The sequence below is a fragment of the Flavonifractor porci genome (assembly GCF_037572415.1).
Taxonomy (GTDB): domain Bacteria; phylum Bacillota; class Clostridia; order Oscillospirales; family Oscillospiraceae; genus Flavonifractor; species Flavonifractor porci.
Map to the genome: position 1 here is coordinate 16,348 of NZ_JBBHLB010000018.1, position 16,224 is coordinate 32,571.

Below are 16,224 nucleotides of genomic sequence, written 5' to 3' on the forward strand. Positions count from 1 at the left end.
TCTTATCCTCCAATTTGATTCATATTGCGCCCTTCGTCCCGCTCCTGCCTGTCTCCGCCGAAGTGATGGCTGGCGGGTTTATGGCCGATGGCGTCGATCATGGCCTGGAGAAGGGCGGCATCGTCTGCTCCAGCGTCCAGCAGGGCCTTCAGGTCCACCCCGTGGTCGTATTGCAGACAGGTCTTAAGAAAACCGGTGGCGGTGAGCCGCACCCGGTTGCAGCTTTGACAGAACTGGTGGGAAACCGCGCTGATGAAGCCCACCTTGCCTTGGAAGCCGGGGAAGGTCACATTCCGGCTGGGACCGCCCAGAGCATCAGAGGGGCAGGGAAGGGCGGGGCCGAAGGCGGCCTCCAGCTGCTGCAGCACCTCCTCCTCGGTGCGGCGGATGAGGGTGTCCCCCAGGCCAATGGGCATCAGCTCAATGAAGCGAACGCTCAGGTCCCGGTCCTTGGCCAGGGCGGCCAGAGGGACCAGCTGGGCGTCATTGCCGCCGGAGGGGACGCAGTTGACCTTAACGGTGAGGCCCGGCGCGGCCAGGGCGGCCTCCAGCCCCTCCAGGGCCCGGGGCAGCTCGTCCCTACGGGTAAGAGAGGCAAACTGGGCCCGGTCCAGAGTGTCCAGACTGAGATTGACTCCGTCCAGCCCAGCCTTCAAAAGGCCGGGCAACTGGTCGGCCAGCAGCACCCCGTTGGTGGTGAGGCTGACGGTGCGGATACCGTCGATGGCCTTCAACTCTTTCACCAGACTGGCCAGGCCCTTGCGGACCAGAGGCTCGCCGCCGGTGAGGCGCACCTTTTCCACGCCCAGAGAGGCGGCCAGACGCACCAGACGGATGATCTGTTCATAGGAGAGGATGGCGCTGTGGTCCACCCACTCTACGCCCTCCTCGGGCATACAGTAGCGGCAGCGCAGATTGCACCGGTCGGTGACCGACACCCGCAGATAGCGGATGTTTCGTCCAAATTGGTCAAGCATGGCCGCCATCCTCCTTTACCAGACGGAGCAGAAAACGGGCCGCCTCATCGGGCTGATCCAGGGGAAGAACCGGCACGCCGGGTACCCCCAGGGGCAGATCGGTAACCAGGGCCAGCAGGGTAACCGGGTCGGACACCGGCTCTTCCGAATTGCCCTTACGCACGACCTCCAGCTTGGGCCAGCCGGTATGCTTGAAGCCCTCCAGCAGGATCAGATCTGCTTCAGGGAATTGCGTGATGAGGAAGTCCTCTGTTACGGGCTGCTTCTTCACAATCTTAAACTTTTCCCCGTCAAAGATGGCGGTGCCTGCCGCTCCAGCGGCCATAAAACGGCCGGTATCGGTGCCGGGCGGGTCTGCGTCGAAGGAGTGGCCGTCGTGTTTGACCACTGCCACGGTGAGGCCCGACTCCTCCAGCAGAGGGAGCATGGCTTCAATGAGGGTGGTTTTGCCGGAGTTTTTTACCCCGGACACCGCCACCACCAGGGGATTAGCCACGGTCATACACCCCCGACTTGCCGCCCTCCTTGTGGACCAGGTGGATGTCGCCCAGCTCCATCCCCTTGTCGATGGCCTTACACATATCGTAGATGGTAAGCAGGGCCACAGAGACGCCGGTGAGGGCTTCCATTTCCACTCCGGTCTTGCCGGAGAGCTTGACGGTGCAGGTGGCACGCACGGCGCAGGCCTCCTCCAGAATTTCAAAATCCACCGACAGATGGCTGAGCAGCAGGGGGTGGCACAGGGGGATCAGCTCCCAGGTGCGTTTGGCTGCCATGATACCCGCCACCCGGGCCACACCCAGCACGTCGCCCTTGGCGGCGGTGCGGCCGGTGATAGCCGCCAGAATGGGCGGGGTGACCTTGATGGTACCCTCGGCTACCGCCGTGCGATAGGTGGGTTCTTTGCCGGTTACATCTACCATAATGGCATTACCGGCCTCGTCAAAATGATTGAAAGCAGGTTCCATAATAACCTCCTATAGAATCGATATGAGTCGGTCACAGCAGCCACACCTGGACAGCCTGTCCGGCTTCCACCGGCGGAGTGCCTGCCGGCAGTTCCACCAGGCAGTTGCATCCCACCAGGGAGGCCAACTGGCCGGAGGAATGACCCACCGGCAGGGCCACCTGCCCGTTCTCACACCGGCCCCGGAGAAACCGCCGCCGGGGGCTGGGCTTGTCATAGGGGGTGGTAAGGACTGCCTGCTTCTGCCGGGGGAGCAGATGGGGCTCCCCGGCCAGGGCGGCCAGCAGAGGACGGGCCAGCAGTTCAAAGGTGGTGAAGGCGGCAAAGGGATTGCCCGACAGAGACAGGATGGGCTTGCCCTTATACCGGGAGAACATGGCTGGGGTACCCGGCTTCAAGTCTACCTTCCAGAATGCCCGCTCTGCCCCCAGCAGGGGGAGGGCCTGATGAAAGATATCCTTGTCACCCACTGACACGCCGCCGGTGCTGATGAGCAGGTCGCAGTCCGCCAGCATCCCCTCCATGGCCTTCGCTACGGCGGCAGGGGAGTCGGCGGCGTGACGGCAAAGGGCGGGGATGCCAAGCTCCGTCAGCCGGGCGGTGAGCAGAGCCCCGTTGGAGCCGTAGATCTTCCCGGGAGGGAGGAGATGCCCGGTCTCCACCACCTCGTCCCCAGTGGTGAGCAGTCCCACTTTGGGTCTGCGTCGCACGGCTACCTCTGTCATACCGGCGCTGGCCAGTACGCCAAGGGCAGCAGCATCCAGCCGGGTGCCCTCCGGGAGCAGCAGGCTGCCCGTCCGGTAGTCCTCACCCTGGTAGATATAATTTTTATAAGGAGGGAGGGAGGCATAGATGTTTACCGGGTTGCCACGGTCGGTGTCCTCCTGGCGGAGTACGCAGTCACAGCCTTGGGGCAGCATGGCTCCCGTCATGATGCGGATGGCCTGCCCGGGCAAGAGAGGGGATTTTGCCTCATCTCCCGCATACAGGGTGTCTGCCACGGGCAGACAGACCGGATGGTCCCGGTCCGCCCCGGCAATATCGGCGGAGCGGAGGGCATAGCCGTCCAGAGGGGAACGGTCAAAGGGGGGCTGATCCATGGGGGCAACCACGTCTGCTGCCAGGGTGCGGCCCAGGGCCTGAAAGGCAGGAAGTACCTCGGTACCCAGGTGGGACAAACCCTGGGTCATTCGCTCTACCGCCTGCTCCAGAGAAAGATCGGTGTCCATGGTCAGCACCCCTTGCCAAAGGGGCAGATAGGATAGTGGCACTCCGGGCAGCCCAGGCACAGGCCACCGTGACCCAGGGCCTTCAGGTCGGCACGGCTCACCTTGACTCCGGCGGCGATGCGGGGGAGTACTAGGTCGAACACGGTGGCCTTGGCGTACATGACACAGCCGGGCAGGCCCATAATGGGGGTACCATCGGCAAAGTAGCCCAGCAGGAACATGGCCCCCGGCAGCACCGGGGCGCCGTAGGACACGATGTCCGCGCCGGTGTCCTTGATGGCCTTGGGGGTCTTGTCGTCCGGGTCCACACTCATGCCGCCGGTACACAGGATCATGTCCACCCCTTTGGCCTTGTAGTCCAGGGCGGCGGCGGTGATGGCGGCCATGTCGTCGCCGGGGAGGCAGTGCTCCGTGACCTCAATGCCGTAGGCGGCCAGCTTGTCAATGATGACGGGGGTAAAGGTGTCCTGAATAAGACCCTTGGCTACCTCGCTGCCGGTGGTAATGAGGCCGCAGGTTTTCAGCTTCCAGGGGGTGAGGGAGAGAATGGGGCCGGTGCCGGCCCGCTCCTCCACCTGCCGCAGCTTGTCCTCGGCAATGACCAGGGGGATGATACGGGTGCCCGCCAGCTTGTCCCCCTTGTGGACGACGGTGTTGGTGTGGCGGGTGGCGATCATGATGTCGTCCTCGCCGTTGAGGGCGTTGAGCCGCTCCACGTCCACCTGAAACAGGCCGTCGATGTCAGCGATGAGCTCGATCTTGCCCTCCTTCACAGCGGTACCGTGCATATGCTCATTCTGGCACAGGGCCTGAAGGCGGAGGGCGGCCTCGTCCTCATGGAGCATCCCGGGCTGGCGCTCCCACACGTAGAGGTGCTCCTTGCCCATGCTCAGCAGCACCGGGATATCCTCCTCGGTGACCACATGGCCTTTGCGGAACCGGGCGTCCTTGGTGACGCCCCGAATGATTTGGGTCAGGTCGTGGCAGAGCACGTGGCCCACTGCATCACGGGTGTCGATCAATTTCATGTTGTATTCCTCCAAACAAAAAAGAGGTACCGTCCGATCCGGTACCTCTGGACAGAAGGGTACAATACCCCCTGTGAAAGAGACTCCTTTTCAAAGACGGAAGGCCGCGCCGTTTCCAGAACGACCCTGGCGGTACGCCATAGGCTGAGCCCGTAGGCGGTTCCGCTCGGAGCACACTCAATTTTCATCAGCATACCACATTTTTTGTTAGATTGCAATGGTCAAGGTGGCACGGGTGTGGTACACTACAGAAAGAAAGGGGAGAGAGGCATGAGAAAGCTGCGGGGACGGTTTGCCCCCAGTCCCAGCGGGCGGATGCACCTGGGCAACCTGTTTTCCGGGCTGCTGGCCTGGTGGTCGGTGCGCTCCGCCGGGGGGACCATGGTGCTGCGGATGGAGGACCTGGACCCGGACCGGTGCCGGGCGGAATACGCCGATCAGCTGGCCGACGATCTGCGGTGGCTGGGTCTGGACTGGGAAGAGGGCTATCAGACGGGAGGGCCCCACGGTCCCTATACCCAGAGTGACCGCACAGAATTGTATGCAGACGCCTTCCGGGAGCTGGAAGAAAGAGGACTGATCTACCCCTGCTTCTGCACCCGGGCGGAGCGGCTGGCCGCCTCCGCGCCCCACCGGAGCGACGGACAGGTGATCTATAGCGGCAAGTGCAGACACTTGACAGAGAAGGAGCGGGCGGAATTGGGCGAAAAGCGTTGTCCTGCCTGGCGTTTGATGGTGCCTGACAGGGATGTTAGCTTTACGGATAAACTGCAAGGAACCTATACCGAAAACCTGCTCAAAGACTGCGGAGACTTCATTGTCCGCCGATCCGATGGGGTGTATGCCTACCAGCTGGCGGTGGTGTATGACGATGGGGCCATGGAGATCAATCAGGTGGTACGGGGGCGGGACCTGCTGGACTCCACCCCCCGGCAGATTTATCTCTACGAGCTGCTGGGTCTGACCCCGCCGGAGTTCTGCCACGTTCCTCTGCTGCTGGCCCCCGATGGCAGGCGGCTGTCCAAACGGGAGCGGGATCTGGATATGGGGGCTCTGCGGCAGCGGTTTACGCCGGAGGAGTTGACCGGCCTGCTGGCCTTCTGGGCCGGGCAGCTGGACAGGGCGGAGCCGGTGCGCCCGGCGGAGCTGGCCAAGGACTTCGACTGGGCCAAGGTGCCCGGAGAAGATATTACGATCGATCCCGATCAACTGTAAAAGGACGCCGCGGCAATCTGCCGCGGCGTCCTTTTATGTTCAGGAGAAGCTTACATTGCAGTCGGTGGGGACCACGCACACATAGGTGTTGCCCACGCCGAAGGTAATGGGGTTGCCGTTAGAGTCCTCATAATAGAACTGGCCGCTGGGGGCCTGCTTGCTCCAGGTCAGCTCGGTGATCTTGCCGCCGCAGGCGAAGTAGCCCTTGCCGCCGCTGGACAGATCCACGGTGATGTGGCCCAGATAGTCGCCGGTGTTGTGGCAGGCAGTCTTGAGGATGACCACGTTGGTGACCTCCACCTGCTGCTGGGTGTTGCCGTCTATGTAGGCCGCGCCGTACTCCTCCACCCCGTACTTACCTGTGTCCTCATTGTAGACGAAGCGGCCGGTCTTGTAGCTGGAGACGGGAACGGTGATCTGGGTGGCGTCCACGCCGTCGGCGGGAGTGCCGTCCTGAGCGAAGTTCATCTCATAGGTATAGCCATCCTTGTGGTCCAGGCGGATGTTGTAAGTGGGCAGCCGGTCCATGATGGACTGGCCGGTGGTGACCACCGTGTGCTCCAGGCTGTAGCTCTGCTTACGCACCGGGTCACGCCACATCAGGTTGCTGTTTTCGGTGCTGCCCAGATAGGGGCCCCGCACCGCGTCCAGGGCGGTGACGCCCCAGGTCTTGATTTTGCTGTAGGCGTCCTCGCTGCCGCCGGCATGGAGAAAGACAGCGTCGTGGCCCAGGGCAACCTCCAGATAGTAGGGACGGGCGGAACGGACGGAGCCGATAGTGCCCACCCCATCCAGGGACTGATAGACGCCCACCATGCGGGTGATGCCGCCCTCGGCGGGGATCTCATAGATGATATCGGCCTGAGACTGGCCCAGCTGGGGGAGGGCCTGCTTCAGGTTGTTGAGCATGATGGCCACCGGACGGCGGTTGACCCACTCCTCGCTCATGGGCAGTCCGGTGAGCGGATTGAGAGGACCGTCATAAGGCGTGGCAGAGGGGGACGGGTCAGCACTTTCCACCACGGGGGCGGAGGAAGTGGGCGGCGCGGGAGAGTCCTCCGGTTTTGGGGACCCACCGCAGGCGGAGAGCAGCAGGGGCAGCGTAAGCAGCAGGGGCAGCAGTTTTTTTCCCATGACGGTATCCTCCGTTTTCTTGCTGGGCGCCCGCCGTGGGGGCCGGGGCTCCGCGGTGTGGTATCCTTATCATACTCTGTGGGACAGGCTCCCGTCAAGGTGGCCGGGATCGGGAAATTACACTTGTGATTTTACCCGGGCTTGGGTATAATGGTTAGTAAGCGGCAAGCGCTTCGGAAAGGAGAACTCCATGGCACGTCACGGTTTCATCCACGACAAACTGGATATTAAGTTCCTGATCCTCTATATCATGGCACGGGTGGCGTCTCCCATCGACTTTCACGCCCTTACTGACCTGACCATGTGCGACGACGGGGTGGACTACTTCGAGTTTGCCGAGGCGGTTTCCGAATTGGTGGAGACCGGACACCTGGTCCTGGAGGGCGACCTGTACGCCATCACCGACAAAGGACGCTCCAACGGCGCGGCCTGTGAGAGCAGCCTGCCCTACACCGTCAAGCAGAAGTGTGGGGTCAATCTGGCCCGGATCAACGGCATCCTCCGGCGCAATGCCCAGGTGCGTGCCCATGTGGAGGATCGGCCGGAGGGAGGCAGTACGGTGAAGATGGAACTGGACGACGACAAGGGCAACCTGTTCACTCTGGAACTGTTCTGCGGTACCCGGGAGCAGGCCCGGCGCCTGGCCAAAGGCTTCAGGGAGGAGCCGGAGCGGGTGTACAATGATGTGATCACCGCTTTGCTGGAGTGGGAGAAGAATCGATAATTTCCCGGGAAAGAAAAAATAATGGTTGACAAAGCCTGGTCGGGGCGCTATAATAACCGAGCAGTCTTTTGACGGGGCTGTGTTTTGCGGATGTGCTGGAACTGGTAGACTGGCTAGCTTGAGGTGCTAGTGGCCCACGGCCGTACGGGTTCGAGTCCCGTCATCCGCACCATATGCGCGAGTGGTGGAATTGGCAGACTCGCTAGATTCAGGTTCTAGTGTGCATTACGCACGTGCGGGTTCAAGTCCCGCCTCGCGCACCAAAAAAGAAGGACATCCGTGAAGGGTGTCCTTCTTTTTTGGATACCTCAGGAAATTAAAAATGCTCGGGGCAAGCACCCGCAAGGGGTACGCCGCATCCGTAAGGCAGCGAAGCCGCCAACGGCTGCGCTGTGAATTGCCCCTGCGCCGAGGTTTTGGGCTGACAGCCCCAAACGCTCGTGCGGCGCAAAAGCGCCGATGACCCCCAATAAGGTGGGCTACCATTATCCCGGAAATGGAGGACCAGGACCATGAATGAAAAAGAAGTAGGGGAGCTGCGCCGCCGGTTCAAGGCGGACAAGAGTGCCATCACCCATGTGCGGGGCTGCTACGTCAACGAAAAGAAGGAGATCGTCTCTCAGTTTAACCAGTCTCTGGCGCTGATGAGCGAGGAGGAGAGCGAGAAGCTGCTGGCCATTCTGCGCCGCACCCTCTCCGGTGGCATTGACCGCAACCTGATCGACATCAGCTTTGCCACCAAGCAGGTGGCGGAGGGGGAGGAGCACAAGCTGCTCATGGCCCTGCGGGATTCCGGACTGGGGGATGAGGAGGCTGTCCAGGCCTTTTTCCAGAAGGCCATCGACAGCCTGGACCTGGAAGGCAGCTATCTGATCCTGCTGGCTCACGACCGGTACGACGTACCCTACCGGTCTAAAGACGGTGAGACCCAGAAAGACGCCTCCGAGGAGGTCTATTCCTACATCCTGTGCAGCGTCTGCCCGGTGAAGCAAACCAAGCCTGCCCTCAGCTTCCAGGCCCGGGAGAGCCGCTTCTATAATCGCCAGGCTGACTGGCTGGTGTCTCCGCCGGAGGTGGGTTTCCTGTTCCCCGCCTTTGACGACCGCACCACCAACCTCTATGACGCGCTGTACTACAATCGAGATGTGGGGGAGAATCACGAGGATTTTGCCCAGGCGGTATTTGCTTCCCCTATCCCTATGCCCGCCCAGGCCCAGAAGGAGACCTTCCAGTCTATTCTGGGAGAGACTTTGGGGGAGGAGTGCAGCTACGACGTGGTCCAGGCGGTCCATGACCAGCTGCGGGAGCTGGTAGAGGAGCACAAGGAAAACAAAGAAGAGGAGCCTCTAATGGTGTCCAAGGGGGCTGTAAAGTGTGTGCTGCTGTCCTGCGGTGTGTCCGAGAGCCATGTGAACGCCTTTGACAGCCGCTACGACGACAGCTTTGGCGCGGAGACCCGGCTCAGTCCCCGGAATCTGGTGGACGCCAAGCAGGTCCAGGTCTCCATGCCCGACGTAACCATCAAGGTGTCCCCGGAGTACAGCGCCCTGGTGGAGACCCGCTCCATCAACGGGAAAAAGTACATCCTCATTCCGGCGGAAGGGGAAGTGGAGGTCAACGGGGTGCCCATCCACATCGACGGTTGACCACAAGCTGGGAATTGCATCTTTTTGAAAAATAGAGTAGAATCAGGTATCGACTTTTGCAGGGAGGCATTGCCATGGGAATCTTTAACCCGGAGCACGGCATCTACCGCCTGACGGAAAAGATAGCCGATCTGGTGATTTTGAGCGTGTTTTGGCTGGTGTGCTCCATTCCTCTGGTGACGCTGGGACCGGCCACTGCCGCGCTCTATAATACAGTGGTGCGTTGTATCCTGGGGGATGAGCGCAACAGCTGGGCCCTGTTTTTTCGTACTTTTAAGACGAACTTCAAGGTAGGCGCTCTGACCAGTCTGGTAGTGGTCCCGCTGATGGCGGTGCTGGTCATCCTCCATGAGGTGCTCTACCAGATGGCCCTGACGGACAATGTGGGCTATACGCTGTTTTTTGCATACCGGGTCTTTCTGCTGCTGCCCATCGGCTTTCTCTGCTACCTCTTTCCAGTGCTCTCCCGGTTTACCTTTCAGGTCAACGGCCTGTTGGCCAACTGTGGTAAGCTGGCCATTGCACACCTGCCCAGCACCGTGCTGATGGCGGTGATCGCCTTTGGCGCCGTTATCGTGTGTTCCAATCTGCCTGTCCTGATCATGCTGCTGCCCACCATTGTGACCTGCGTGCACGCGTTTCTGCTGGAACGGATCTTCCGCCCCTATATCAAGGAGCAGCAGCCCGATGAGGACAACGAAGAAGTGGAAGAATAATTCCAAATAAAAAAGCCGCGCCGGCTTCCATCGGGGAAGCCGGCGCGGCTTTTTTACGTCAGAGGGAGGAGTGCATCATCGTATTGATGGCCTCCTGATAGGAGAGCTGAATGTGCTCGGTGAGCAGCTGGCAGGCGGTCTCCTGCTGCTGCTGAAGGATGGCGTCCAGGATGGCGATATGCTCCTGATTGCTCACCTGATAGCGCATCGGTCGCCATGCGGTGATGCGGATCAGGTTCAGATAGTCCACCAGACTGCGCATCAGCTGGGAGGCATACTGATTGTGCAGCGTATCCACCAGCTCCAGATGAAATTTATTATCCAGATCAATGAGGGGAGTAGCGGTCTGTCCGGCCTGACCTGCTTCATCGTCCTGGTGCTCCAGCAGCAAGGCACGCATATCGGTAGCCCACTGGAGATCCACCTGGTAGAAGCACTGCCGGAGAATCATGGGCTCCAGCAGAGAGCGGATCTCAAAAATATCGTGGATGCTCTTGGGGGTGGGGCGGGTGATCTCGATGCCTTTGCGGGGGTGGATTTGCACCAGATTGTCCTGAGCCAGCGCCAGAACAGCTTCCCGAACCGGTGTCCGGCCCAGCCCCAGAGATTCCTGAAGCTGAGACTCATTCACAAATTGGCCGGGAGCAAGGTCCTTTTGCAGGATCATGGACTTGATTTGATCGTATGCCAGCTTGGAAAGACTGGTCTCCCGTTTGGTATTGATGGGCGCCATAGGCAACTTCCTTCCGCAGCGACATATCAGAACCATCCGACTGATATATCAACTGTACATTCATGTAATATATCATCCGCTTGCAGTATACCAGCCTTGGAAGGGTCCGTCAAGAGGTTGGGGAAATCGTTTTGAGTTAGGATAAGTTACATTATTTCGGGAAAAAGGGAGAGGAGATCTGGTCGATGATGGGCAATTTTAGGACATTTTTAGAACTCACTGTTGTCATATTATCACAAGAAGGGGAAAATGAAAATGAATTTCTTTGGCAGAATCGTCGGTTTATGGGTTGACATGTCGAATAAACTGTGATATCTTCAAACCGTAAAATATATCAGCAATATATCAGCTGGATATCAGCCCGGACCGAGCTATGGGAGGGAAGGATATGAGCAGGGTGAAGCCCTTTTTGGACGAAGATTTTCTGCTGACCACTGATACAGCCAGGGCGCTGTACCACACAGTGGCGGAGCAGATGCCCATCCTGGATTATCACTGTCACGTCAGTCCCCAGGAAATTGCCGAAAACCGGATTTTTCACAATCTGACCCAGCTTTGGCTGGAAGGGGACCATTATAAATGGAGGTTGATGCGGGCCAACGGGACGGAGGAACGACTGGTGACCGGTGATGCCGATCCCTTTGAAAAGTTCCAGGCCTGGGCTAACGCCCTGGAGCGCGCGCCGGGCAATCCGCTCTATCATTGGAGCCACCTGGAACTGCGTCGCTACTTCCAGTATGACGGCCATCTGACCGGGGCCAGCGCCAAAGAGGTGTGGGACCACTGCTGTAAGGTGATCGGGGATGGGATGTCCGTCCGGGATATCCTGAAAAAATCCAATGTGACCCTGCTGTGTACCACCGACGACCCGGCGGACAGCCTGGAGTGGCACGCTAAAATGGCCGCCGATCCCACCCTGGAGACCCGTGTGCTGCCCGCCTTCCGGCCCGATCAGGCGGTGAACCTGGAGAAGTCGGAGTTTGCCGCCTACTTGGAGCGGCTGGGCCAGACGGCCGATGTGAAGATCGACGGCTGGGACAGCCTGCTGGGGGCGCTGGAGAATCGGATGGACTTCTTCCATACCAACGGCTGCCGGGTGGCCGACCACGGACTGGACAACATCTGCTATCGGCCCGCTGGCACGGAAGAACTGGACGCCATCCTGAAACGGCGGCTGGCCGGGGAAGAGGTGACCGGGGAAGAGAAGTGGAAGTACAAGACGGCCCTGCTCCTCTTCTTTGGCCGGGGCTACGCCAAACGGGCGTGGGCCATGCAGCTTCACTTCGCCGCCCAGCGCAACAACAATATTAAGATGTACCGGCTTCTGGGGCCGGATACCGGATATGACAGCATCGGGCCGGGGGTAAACCTGCCCGATCTGGCCGCCTTCCTCAGCACCCTGGAGGAGGGGGGGGCCCTGCCCAAGACCATCCTCTATTCTCTGGCCCCCAACGACAACGCGGGGCTCATCACCCTGATGGGCTGCTTCCAGGGACCGGGTGTGGCCGGGAAGATGCAGCACGGCGCGGCCTGGTGGTTCAACGACAATAAGGGCGGCATGGAGGCCCAGATGAAGGCCCTGGCGGCCAACGGCCTGCTGGGGAACTTTGTGGGGATGCTTACCGATTCCCGCAGCTTCCTCTCCTATACCCGGCACGAATACTTCCGGCGCATCCTGTGTGAGCTGCTGGGCGGCTGGGTAGAGAGCGGACAGTTGCCCGACGACCGGGCGGCACTGGAGGGCATGACGGCCGACATCTGTTACCGCAACAGCATTCGTTATTTTGGCTTGGAACAGTATCATTTACGGGGGGCGGAGAAGCTATGAGTATGATCAGCGTCAAGGGGTTGAAGAAGAGTTTCAAGAACCATGAGGTGCTCAAGGGCATCGACATTGAGATCCAGCCCGGTGAGGTGGTGGCCATCGTAGGACCCTCCGGCTGCGGCAAGTCCACCTTCCTGCGCTGCCTCAACCTGCTGGAGAAGCCCTCCGGCGGACAGATCCTCTACCACGACGTGGATCTGGTCAGCGCCGATGCCAAGACGGCCACCAAGGTCCTGCTCGGTATGGGCATGGTGTTCCAGCAGTTCAACCTGTTTCCCCACCTGACGGTGCTGGACAACATCATGCTGGCCCCCACCATGGTCAAGGGACAGGACAAGCAGACCAGCCGGGAGCAGGCCATGGCGCTGCTCAAGACCGTGGGCCTGGAGGACAAGAAGGACGCCTACCCCAACCAGCTCTCCGGCGGTCAGCAGCAGCGCATCGCCATTGCCCGGGCTCTGGCCATGAAGCCGGAGGTCATGCTCTTCGACGAGCCCACCTCCGCTCTGGACCCTGAGATGGTAGGCGAGGTGCTGGACGTGATGAAGAAGCTGGCGGCGGAGGGTATGACCATGCTGGTGGTCACCCACGAGATGGGCTTTGCCCGTGAGGCCGCCGACCGTGTCATCTTCATTGACGGGGGCTACATCGTGGAGGACAGCGAGCCCGAGGAGTTCTTCAGCCACCCCAAAAATAAGCGGCTTCAGGAGTTCTTAAGCAAAATGCTCTGATCTTCATTATATTAAGGAGGAAACGAACCATGTCTCAGATCAAGGTAGCTCGTTACAGTGATGTGAAGTACGACTTTGTCAACGGCTTTGCCAAGGTGCCGGTGCTGGAAGGGGAGTTTGATCAGGCCCACTTCGCCCACTGTGCCCTGCAGCCCGGCTGCTCCGTGACCCCTGACATCTACTCTGTGAAGGAGCACAATCAGCTGTTCATCTTCACCAAGGGTAAGGGCTATGTGACCACCCCCCGTCAGGCCTGGAACATTGTGGAGCCCGGTGTGTTCGTCCCTGAATTTGATACCGAGCACTTCACCATCACCTGCTCCGCCGACAGCAAGCAGCCTCTGGAGTACCTGCACATCATCACCGAGCTGAGCGACTACGACAAGACTTGTCTGGTGGAGTCCCGCATGGTGCTGCCCCGGTTCCGCGGCATCTCTCAGGGCTGGACCTACGACGAGGACTTTAAGGATAACGACGTCACCACCTCCATTATGCTGCTGGAGCACCGCAACCTGGGCCGTCTGTCCATGGGCTGCGTCCGGGGCAAGGGCCCGGTGGAGATCGGGCAGCATATCCACAACGAACTGGCCCAGTGGTATTTCCCCCTGCCCGGCTCCGAGTTTATCTACACCGCCGGCGGGGAAGAGGTCAAGATGACCGGCGGCGACCTGTCCTTCACCCCCACCGGCTTCTGGCACGGCAGCAAGGTGGAAGCGGACAAGACCTGCGACTACATCTGGTTCGAGATGTGCATCGACGGCTATCCCGGCGAGATCAAGTAAGATATTCATCCACTACACATGATCTATTTTAATGAAAAGGGGAATGTACCATGGCTCTGGTTCAGATTTCGAGAGGCGCTGAGGTCAAGCACAACTATGTGGACGGCGTGTCCCGGGTGCCCATCCTGGAGGGCGCTTACCATGACGCGACGGTGGAGCGCATCTCCATCCAGCCCGGCGCCGACCTGACCCCGGAGATCTTCTCCCGTCAGGAGCACAATCAGGTGTTTCTCATCACCGCCGGCAAGGGCTACATCGTCACCCCCCGCCGGGTGTTCAACATCACCGAGGTCTCCGTGTTCGTGCCTGACTTCGACAAGGAGCAGTTTACCTTCCACTGCGCCGCCGACGCCAAGGAAAATATGGAGATCGTCCATTTCGTCACCGAGCTGAGCGACTACGACAAGACCTGCCTGAAGGAGTCCCACCTGACTCTGCCCCGGTTCCGGGGGGTGTCCCAGGCCTGGCATTACAAGGAGGACTTCACCGGCGCCGACATCCAGCAGATGATGCTCATCGAGCACCGTAACCTGGGCCGCCTGTCCATGGGCGCCAACTTCGGCACCGGCCCCAACTACATCGGCCAGCACATCCACAACGAGCTGGAGCAGTGGTACATCATGCTGCCCGGCGCTTCCTTCACCTACACCGCCGAGGACGAGAAGATCCATGTGGTGGGCGGCGACGTGACCTACACCCCCCATGGCTCTCACCACGGCAGCGAGTGCGCCGAGGGCGAGAAGTTCGCCTATGTGTGGTTCGAGCTGTGTGAGAACGGCTATCCCGGCGAGATCAAGTAAGTATGACACACAACTGGGGGCTGCTGGGTTCCAACAGCACCTACAGCCATATGCCCCTGGAGGACTGCCTGGACGACCTGGCGGAGCTTGGGCTGACAGCCCTGGACTTCGTACCCCAGGCTCCTCATTTCTGGTGCAGCCATGCTGAGATGGGGGATGCCGCCGCCCTCCGGCGAATGCTGGAGGAGAGAGGCCTGCGGGCCGCGGTGGTTACTCCGCCTCCCTATCGCTATTCCATCACCGCCCCGGCGGGGATGCAGCGGCAGGCCACTCTGGACTATTACCGACGCTGTATTCTGCTGGCGGCCTCCCTGGGGGGCGACCGGGTGGTGCTGGGGGCGGAGGGGGCCTGCTGGGACCTGGAACGGGACAGGCTGCTGGACCAGGCGGCGGAGTTGCTTACCCGGCTGTGTCCCACGGCGGCGGCAGCCGGAGTGAAGCTGCTGCTCATGCCGGTGCTGGGTCCAGACGCCCCTCTGGCTGCCCAGTCCCCCGTGCTGGGACCAGCGGAGGAGATCCTGGGCATGATCCGCCGGGTGGACAGCCCCTGGCTGGGGGCCTGCCTGGATACCAACGCCATGAGCGTGTGGGGAGACGATATCCCCGGCTGGTTTGCCCGGCTGGGAACCTGCACCGATCTGGTTCGGCTGTGCGACGGCAATTATCACGGCTGGCGGGCCTGGGGGGAGGGATGCCTGCCCATGGGCCGCTATCTGGAACAGCTGGAGGCGGCAGGTTACCGGGGAGAACTCTCTCTGCTGCTGCCCGGCGAGCGCTATGTGGACAGGCCCGGTTACCCGCTGCGGCAGACGCTGGCGGCGCTGAGAACAGGGGGGAGGACATGAAGGGTATCCGACGCGACCAGCTGGTGAACATGAACCAGCACTACCGCCGGTTCTCTCTGGACTACTTCCTGGATTGTCAGCAGAAACTGGGCTTTCACCAGATCGAGCTGTGGTGCGGGGCTTCCCACTTCTGGCTGGACCACACCGGCTATGACGACGTATCGGTGCTGAAAGGCAGGCTGAAGGACCACAGTGTGCGGGTGGTATCCATAACCGCCCCCAGCATGGCCTATCAGTACCAGTACGCCGCCCAGGCCAGGGATCAGCTGGAATACTCCTTTCGTTACTTCTCCAACGCCATCCATCTGGCCGCTGAACTGGGGGCCGACCGAGTGGTGGTCAACTCTGGCTGGGGTTACCTGGGGGAGGACTCGGACACCATGTGGAACCGGTGCCGGGATCACCTCTGCCGTCTGTGCAGGGTGGCCCAATCCCTGGGGGTGAAGCTGGTGATGGAATCCCTGCGGGACGACGAGAGCAACCTGGTCTACAACCTGGAGCGAGCTGTGCGGATGTACCGGGAGGTAGATCATCCCAGCCTGAAAATGATGGTGGACAACATTGCCACCGGGGCGGCGGGGGAGAGCTTGGAGGATTGGTTCCAGGCCTTCGGTCAGGATTTGATCCATATGCACTTTCTGGACGGCGACCCCTGGCTCCACAACATCTGGGGAGACGGCAACACCTCCTTATCCCAACAGATTCAAACCATGAACCAATGGAACTATACCGGCTATCTGGTGCAGGAGGTGGCGGATGAGCACTATTTCTCCGACCCCTTCGAGGCAGACCGGAAAAACCTCCGGGTACTGGAGCGGTTCCTGGAGGCATGAGCGTTATTTCCCGATGCGCCCCATCGGTAAATAAAATCA

Annotated in this window: 17 protein-coding genes, 2 tRNA genes and 1 riboswitch; of the genes, 12 read left to right on the forward strand and 7 right to left on the reverse strand. The window is 60.5% G+C overall.

Features of this window, described 5'->3' with window-relative positions; translation table 11 throughout:
• Positions 1 to 2: 2 nt before the first annotated feature.
• Genes moaA through WHJ28_RS13635 form a run of 5 tightly spaced genes read right to left on the reverse strand, consistent with a single transcriptional unit; the run spans position 3 to position 4,201 of the window.
• Positions 3 to 977 carry a GTP 3',8-cyclase MoaA gene (gene moaA / locus WHJ28_RS13615; protein ID WP_340042607.1) on the reverse strand — a complete coding sequence of 325 codons (975 nt, stop codon included), beginning with the start codon at positions 975 to 977 and terminating at the stop codon, positions 3 to 5.
• Positions 970 to 1,473, reverse strand: coding sequence for a molybdopterin-guanine dinucleotide biosynthesis protein B (gene mobB, locus WHJ28_RS13620; protein ID WP_340042608.1), 504 nt, complete (start codon positions 1,471 to 1,473; stop codon positions 970 to 972). Before mobB ends, moaA begins: the two co-directional genes overlap by 8 nt.
• Positions 1,466 to 1,945: a cyclic pyranopterin monophosphate synthase MoaC gene (gene moaC, locus WHJ28_RS13625; RefSeq protein WP_340042609.1), complete on the reverse strand. Its 480-nt coding sequence runs from the start codon at positions 1,943 to 1,945 to the stop codon at positions 1,466 to 1,468. The genes mobB and moaC overlap by 8 nt, the downstream gene beginning before the upstream one ends.
• A gap of 31 nt (positions 1,946 to 1,976) precedes the next feature.
• Entirely contained in the window at positions 1,977 to 3,173 is a 1,197-nt protein-coding gene (locus WHJ28_RS13630) for a molybdopterin molybdotransferase MoeA (protein ID WP_340042610.1), read from the reverse strand.
• Between the two features lie 2 nt (positions 3,174 to 3,175).
• Positions 3,176 to 4,201, reverse strand: a complete 1,026-nt coding sequence (locus WHJ28_RS13635; protein ID WP_340042611.1) for a molybdopterin-binding protein — start codon at positions 4,199 to 4,201, stop codon at positions 3,176 to 3,178.
• A 67-nt stretch (positions 4,202 to 4,268) separates the two neighbouring features.
• A riboswitch (molybdenum cofactor riboswitch) is annotated at positions 4,269 to 4,385 on the reverse strand.
• Positions 4,386 to 4,471: 86 nt separating this feature from the next.
• On the opposite strand from WHJ28_RS13635, the gene gluQRS reads away from it, so the two are divergent.
• Positions 4,472 to 5,416, forward strand: coding sequence for a tRNA glutamyl-Q(34) synthetase GluQRS (gluQRS, locus tag WHJ28_RS13640; protein ID WP_340042612.1), 945 nt, complete (start codon positions 4,472 to 4,474; stop codon positions 5,414 to 5,416).
• Between the two features lie 39 nt (positions 5,417 to 5,455).
• On the opposite strand, the gene WHJ28_RS13645 is transcribed toward gluQRS, so the two are convergent.
• On the reverse strand, positions 5,456 to 6,550 hold the full coding sequence (locus tag WHJ28_RS13645; protein WP_340042613.1) for a DUF3048 domain-containing protein: 1,095 nt from the start codon (positions 6,548 to 6,550) through the stop codon (positions 5,456 to 5,458).
• Between the two features lie 190 nt (positions 6,551 to 6,740).
• Here WHJ28_RS13645 and WHJ28_RS13650 point away from each other — a divergent pair, with 190 nt between their 5' ends.
• The 5 genes from WHJ28_RS13650 to WHJ28_RS13670 all read left to right on the forward strand — a co-directional run bounded on the left by WHJ28_RS13650 (position 6,741) and on the right by WHJ28_RS13670 (position 9,636).
• Entirely contained in the window at positions 6,741 to 7,274 is a 534-nt protein-coding gene (locus WHJ28_RS13650; RefSeq protein WP_340042614.1) for a DUF4364 family protein, read from the forward strand.
• A gap of 86 nt (positions 7,275 to 7,360) precedes the next feature.
• Positions 7,361 to 7,446, forward strand: a tRNA-Leu gene (locus WHJ28_RS13655).
• A gap of 3 nt (positions 7,447 to 7,449) precedes the next feature.
• Positions 7,450 to 7,537, forward strand: a tRNA-Leu gene (locus tag WHJ28_RS13660).
• Positions 7,538 to 7,786: 249 nt separating this feature from the next.
• Positions 7,787 to 8,920 carry a DUF4317 domain-containing protein gene (locus WHJ28_RS13665; RefSeq protein WP_340042615.1) on the forward strand — a complete coding sequence of 378 codons (1,134 nt, stop codon included), beginning with the start codon at positions 7,787 to 7,789 and terminating at the stop codon, positions 8,918 to 8,920.
• A gap of 74 nt (positions 8,921 to 8,994) precedes the next feature.
• Entirely contained in the window at positions 8,995 to 9,636 is a 642-nt protein-coding gene (locus tag WHJ28_RS13670) for a YesL family protein (protein ID WP_340042616.1), read from the forward strand.
• Positions 9,637 to 9,694: 58 nt separating this feature from the next.
• On the opposite strand, the gene WHJ28_RS13675 is transcribed toward WHJ28_RS13670, so the two are convergent.
• The gene (locus tag WHJ28_RS13675; RefSeq protein ID WP_340042617.1) at positions 9,695 to 10,369 is read right to left on the reverse strand and encodes a GntR family transcriptional regulator; all 675 of its coding nucleotides are present in this window, start codon (positions 10,367 to 10,369) and stop codon (positions 9,695 to 9,697) included.
• A gap of 397 nt (positions 10,370 to 10,766) precedes the next feature.
• Between WHJ28_RS13675 and uxaC the strand changes: the two genes are divergently transcribed.
• From uxaC to WHJ28_RS13705, 6 genes are read left to right on the forward strand one after another with little or no spacing between them, the layout of a single operon-like run.
• Complete coding sequence (gene uxaC, locus WHJ28_RS13680; protein WP_425461150.1) at positions 10,767 to 12,197, forward strand: glucuronate isomerase; 1,431 nt, start codon at positions 10,767 to 10,769, stop codon at positions 12,195 to 12,197.
• Between the two features lie 2 nt (positions 12,198 to 12,199).
• Positions 12,200 to 12,925: an amino acid ABC transporter ATP-binding protein gene (locus WHJ28_RS13685; RefSeq protein ID WP_340042654.1), complete on the forward strand. Its 726-nt coding sequence runs from the start codon at positions 12,200 to 12,202 to the stop codon at positions 12,923 to 12,925.
• Between the two features lie 29 nt (positions 12,926 to 12,954).
• Entirely contained in the window at positions 12,955 to 13,707 is a 753-nt protein-coding gene (locus WHJ28_RS13690; protein WP_340042619.1) for a cupin domain-containing protein, read from the forward strand.
• Positions 13,708 to 13,757: 50 nt separating this feature from the next.
• Positions 13,758 to 14,507, forward strand: a complete 750-nt coding sequence (locus WHJ28_RS13695; RefSeq protein ID WP_087187380.1) for a cupin domain-containing protein — start codon at positions 13,758 to 13,760, stop codon at positions 14,505 to 14,507.
• A gap of 2 nt (positions 14,508 to 14,509) precedes the next feature.
• Positions 14,510 to 15,352 carry a sugar phosphate isomerase/epimerase family protein gene (locus WHJ28_RS13700; protein WP_340042620.1) on the forward strand — a complete coding sequence of 281 codons (843 nt, stop codon included), beginning with the start codon at positions 14,510 to 14,512 and terminating at the stop codon, positions 15,350 to 15,352.
• Positions 15,349 to 16,185 (forward strand): sugar phosphate isomerase/epimerase family protein, encoded by an 837-nt coding sequence (locus WHJ28_RS13705; protein WP_340042621.1) that lies wholly within the window; start codon positions 15,349 to 15,351, stop codon positions 16,183 to 16,185. The genes WHJ28_RS13700 and WHJ28_RS13705 overlap by 4 nt, the downstream gene beginning before the upstream one ends.
• The last annotated feature ends 39 nt before the right edge of the window (positions 16,186 to 16,224 follow it).

Bases quoted from the DNA above. Each gene is read 5' to 3' on its own strand.
- WHJ28_RS13630 (WP_340042610.1), bottom strand. From the start codon at position 3,173: ATGGACACCGATCTTTCTCTGGAGCAGGCGGTAGAGCGAATGACCCAG.
- gluQRS (WP_340042612.1), top strand. From the start codon at position 4,472: ATGAGAAAGCTGCGGGGACGGTTTGCCCCCAGTCCCAGCGGGCGGATG.
- WHJ28_RS13685 (WP_340042654.1), top strand. From the start codon at position 12,200: ATGATCAGCGTCAAGGGGTTGAAGAAGAGTTTCAAGAACCATGAGGTG.
- WHJ28_RS13645 (WP_340042613.1), bottom strand. From the start codon at position 6,550: ATGGGAAAAAAACTGCTGCCCCTGCTGCTTACGCTGCCCCTGCTGCTC.
- WHJ28_RS13650 (WP_340042614.1), top strand. From the start codon at position 6,741: ATGGCACGTCACGGTTTCATCCACGACAAACTGGATATTAAGTTCCTG.
- WHJ28_RS13675 (WP_340042617.1), bottom strand. From the start codon at position 10,369: ATGGCGCCCATCAATACCAAACGGGAGACCAGTCTTTCCAAGCTGGCA.
- moaC (WP_340042609.1), bottom strand. From the start codon at position 1,945: ATGGAACCTGCTTTCAATCATTTTGACGAGGCCGGTAATGCCATTATG.
- moaA (WP_340042607.1), bottom strand. From the start codon at position 977: ATGCTTGACCAATTTGGACGAAACATCCGCTATCTGCGGGTGTCGGTC.
- WHJ28_RS13695 (WP_087187380.1), top strand. From the start codon at position 13,758: ATGGCTCTGGTTCAGATTTCGAGAGGCGCTGAGGTCAAGCACAACTAT.
- WHJ28_RS13705 (WP_340042621.1), top strand. From the start codon at position 15,349: ATGAAGGGTATCCGACGCGACCAGCTGGTGAACATGAACCAGCACTAC.
- WHJ28_RS13700 (WP_340042620.1), top strand. From the start codon at position 14,510: ATGACACACAACTGGGGGCTGCTGGGTTCCAACAGCACCTACAGCCAT.
- WHJ28_RS13665 (WP_340042615.1), top strand. From the start codon at position 7,787: ATGAATGAAAAAGAAGTAGGGGAGCTGCGCCGCCGGTTCAAGGCGGAC.
- WHJ28_RS13670 (WP_340042616.1), top strand. From the start codon at position 8,995: ATGGGAATCTTTAACCCGGAGCACGGCATCTACCGCCTGACGGAAAAG.
- WHJ28_RS13690 (WP_340042619.1), top strand. From the start codon at position 12,955: ATGTCTCAGATCAAGGTAGCTCGTTACAGTGATGTGAAGTACGACTTT.
- WHJ28_RS13635 (WP_340042611.1), bottom strand. From the start codon at position 4,201: ATGAAATTGATCGACACCCGTGATGCAGTGGGCCACGTGCTCTGCCAC.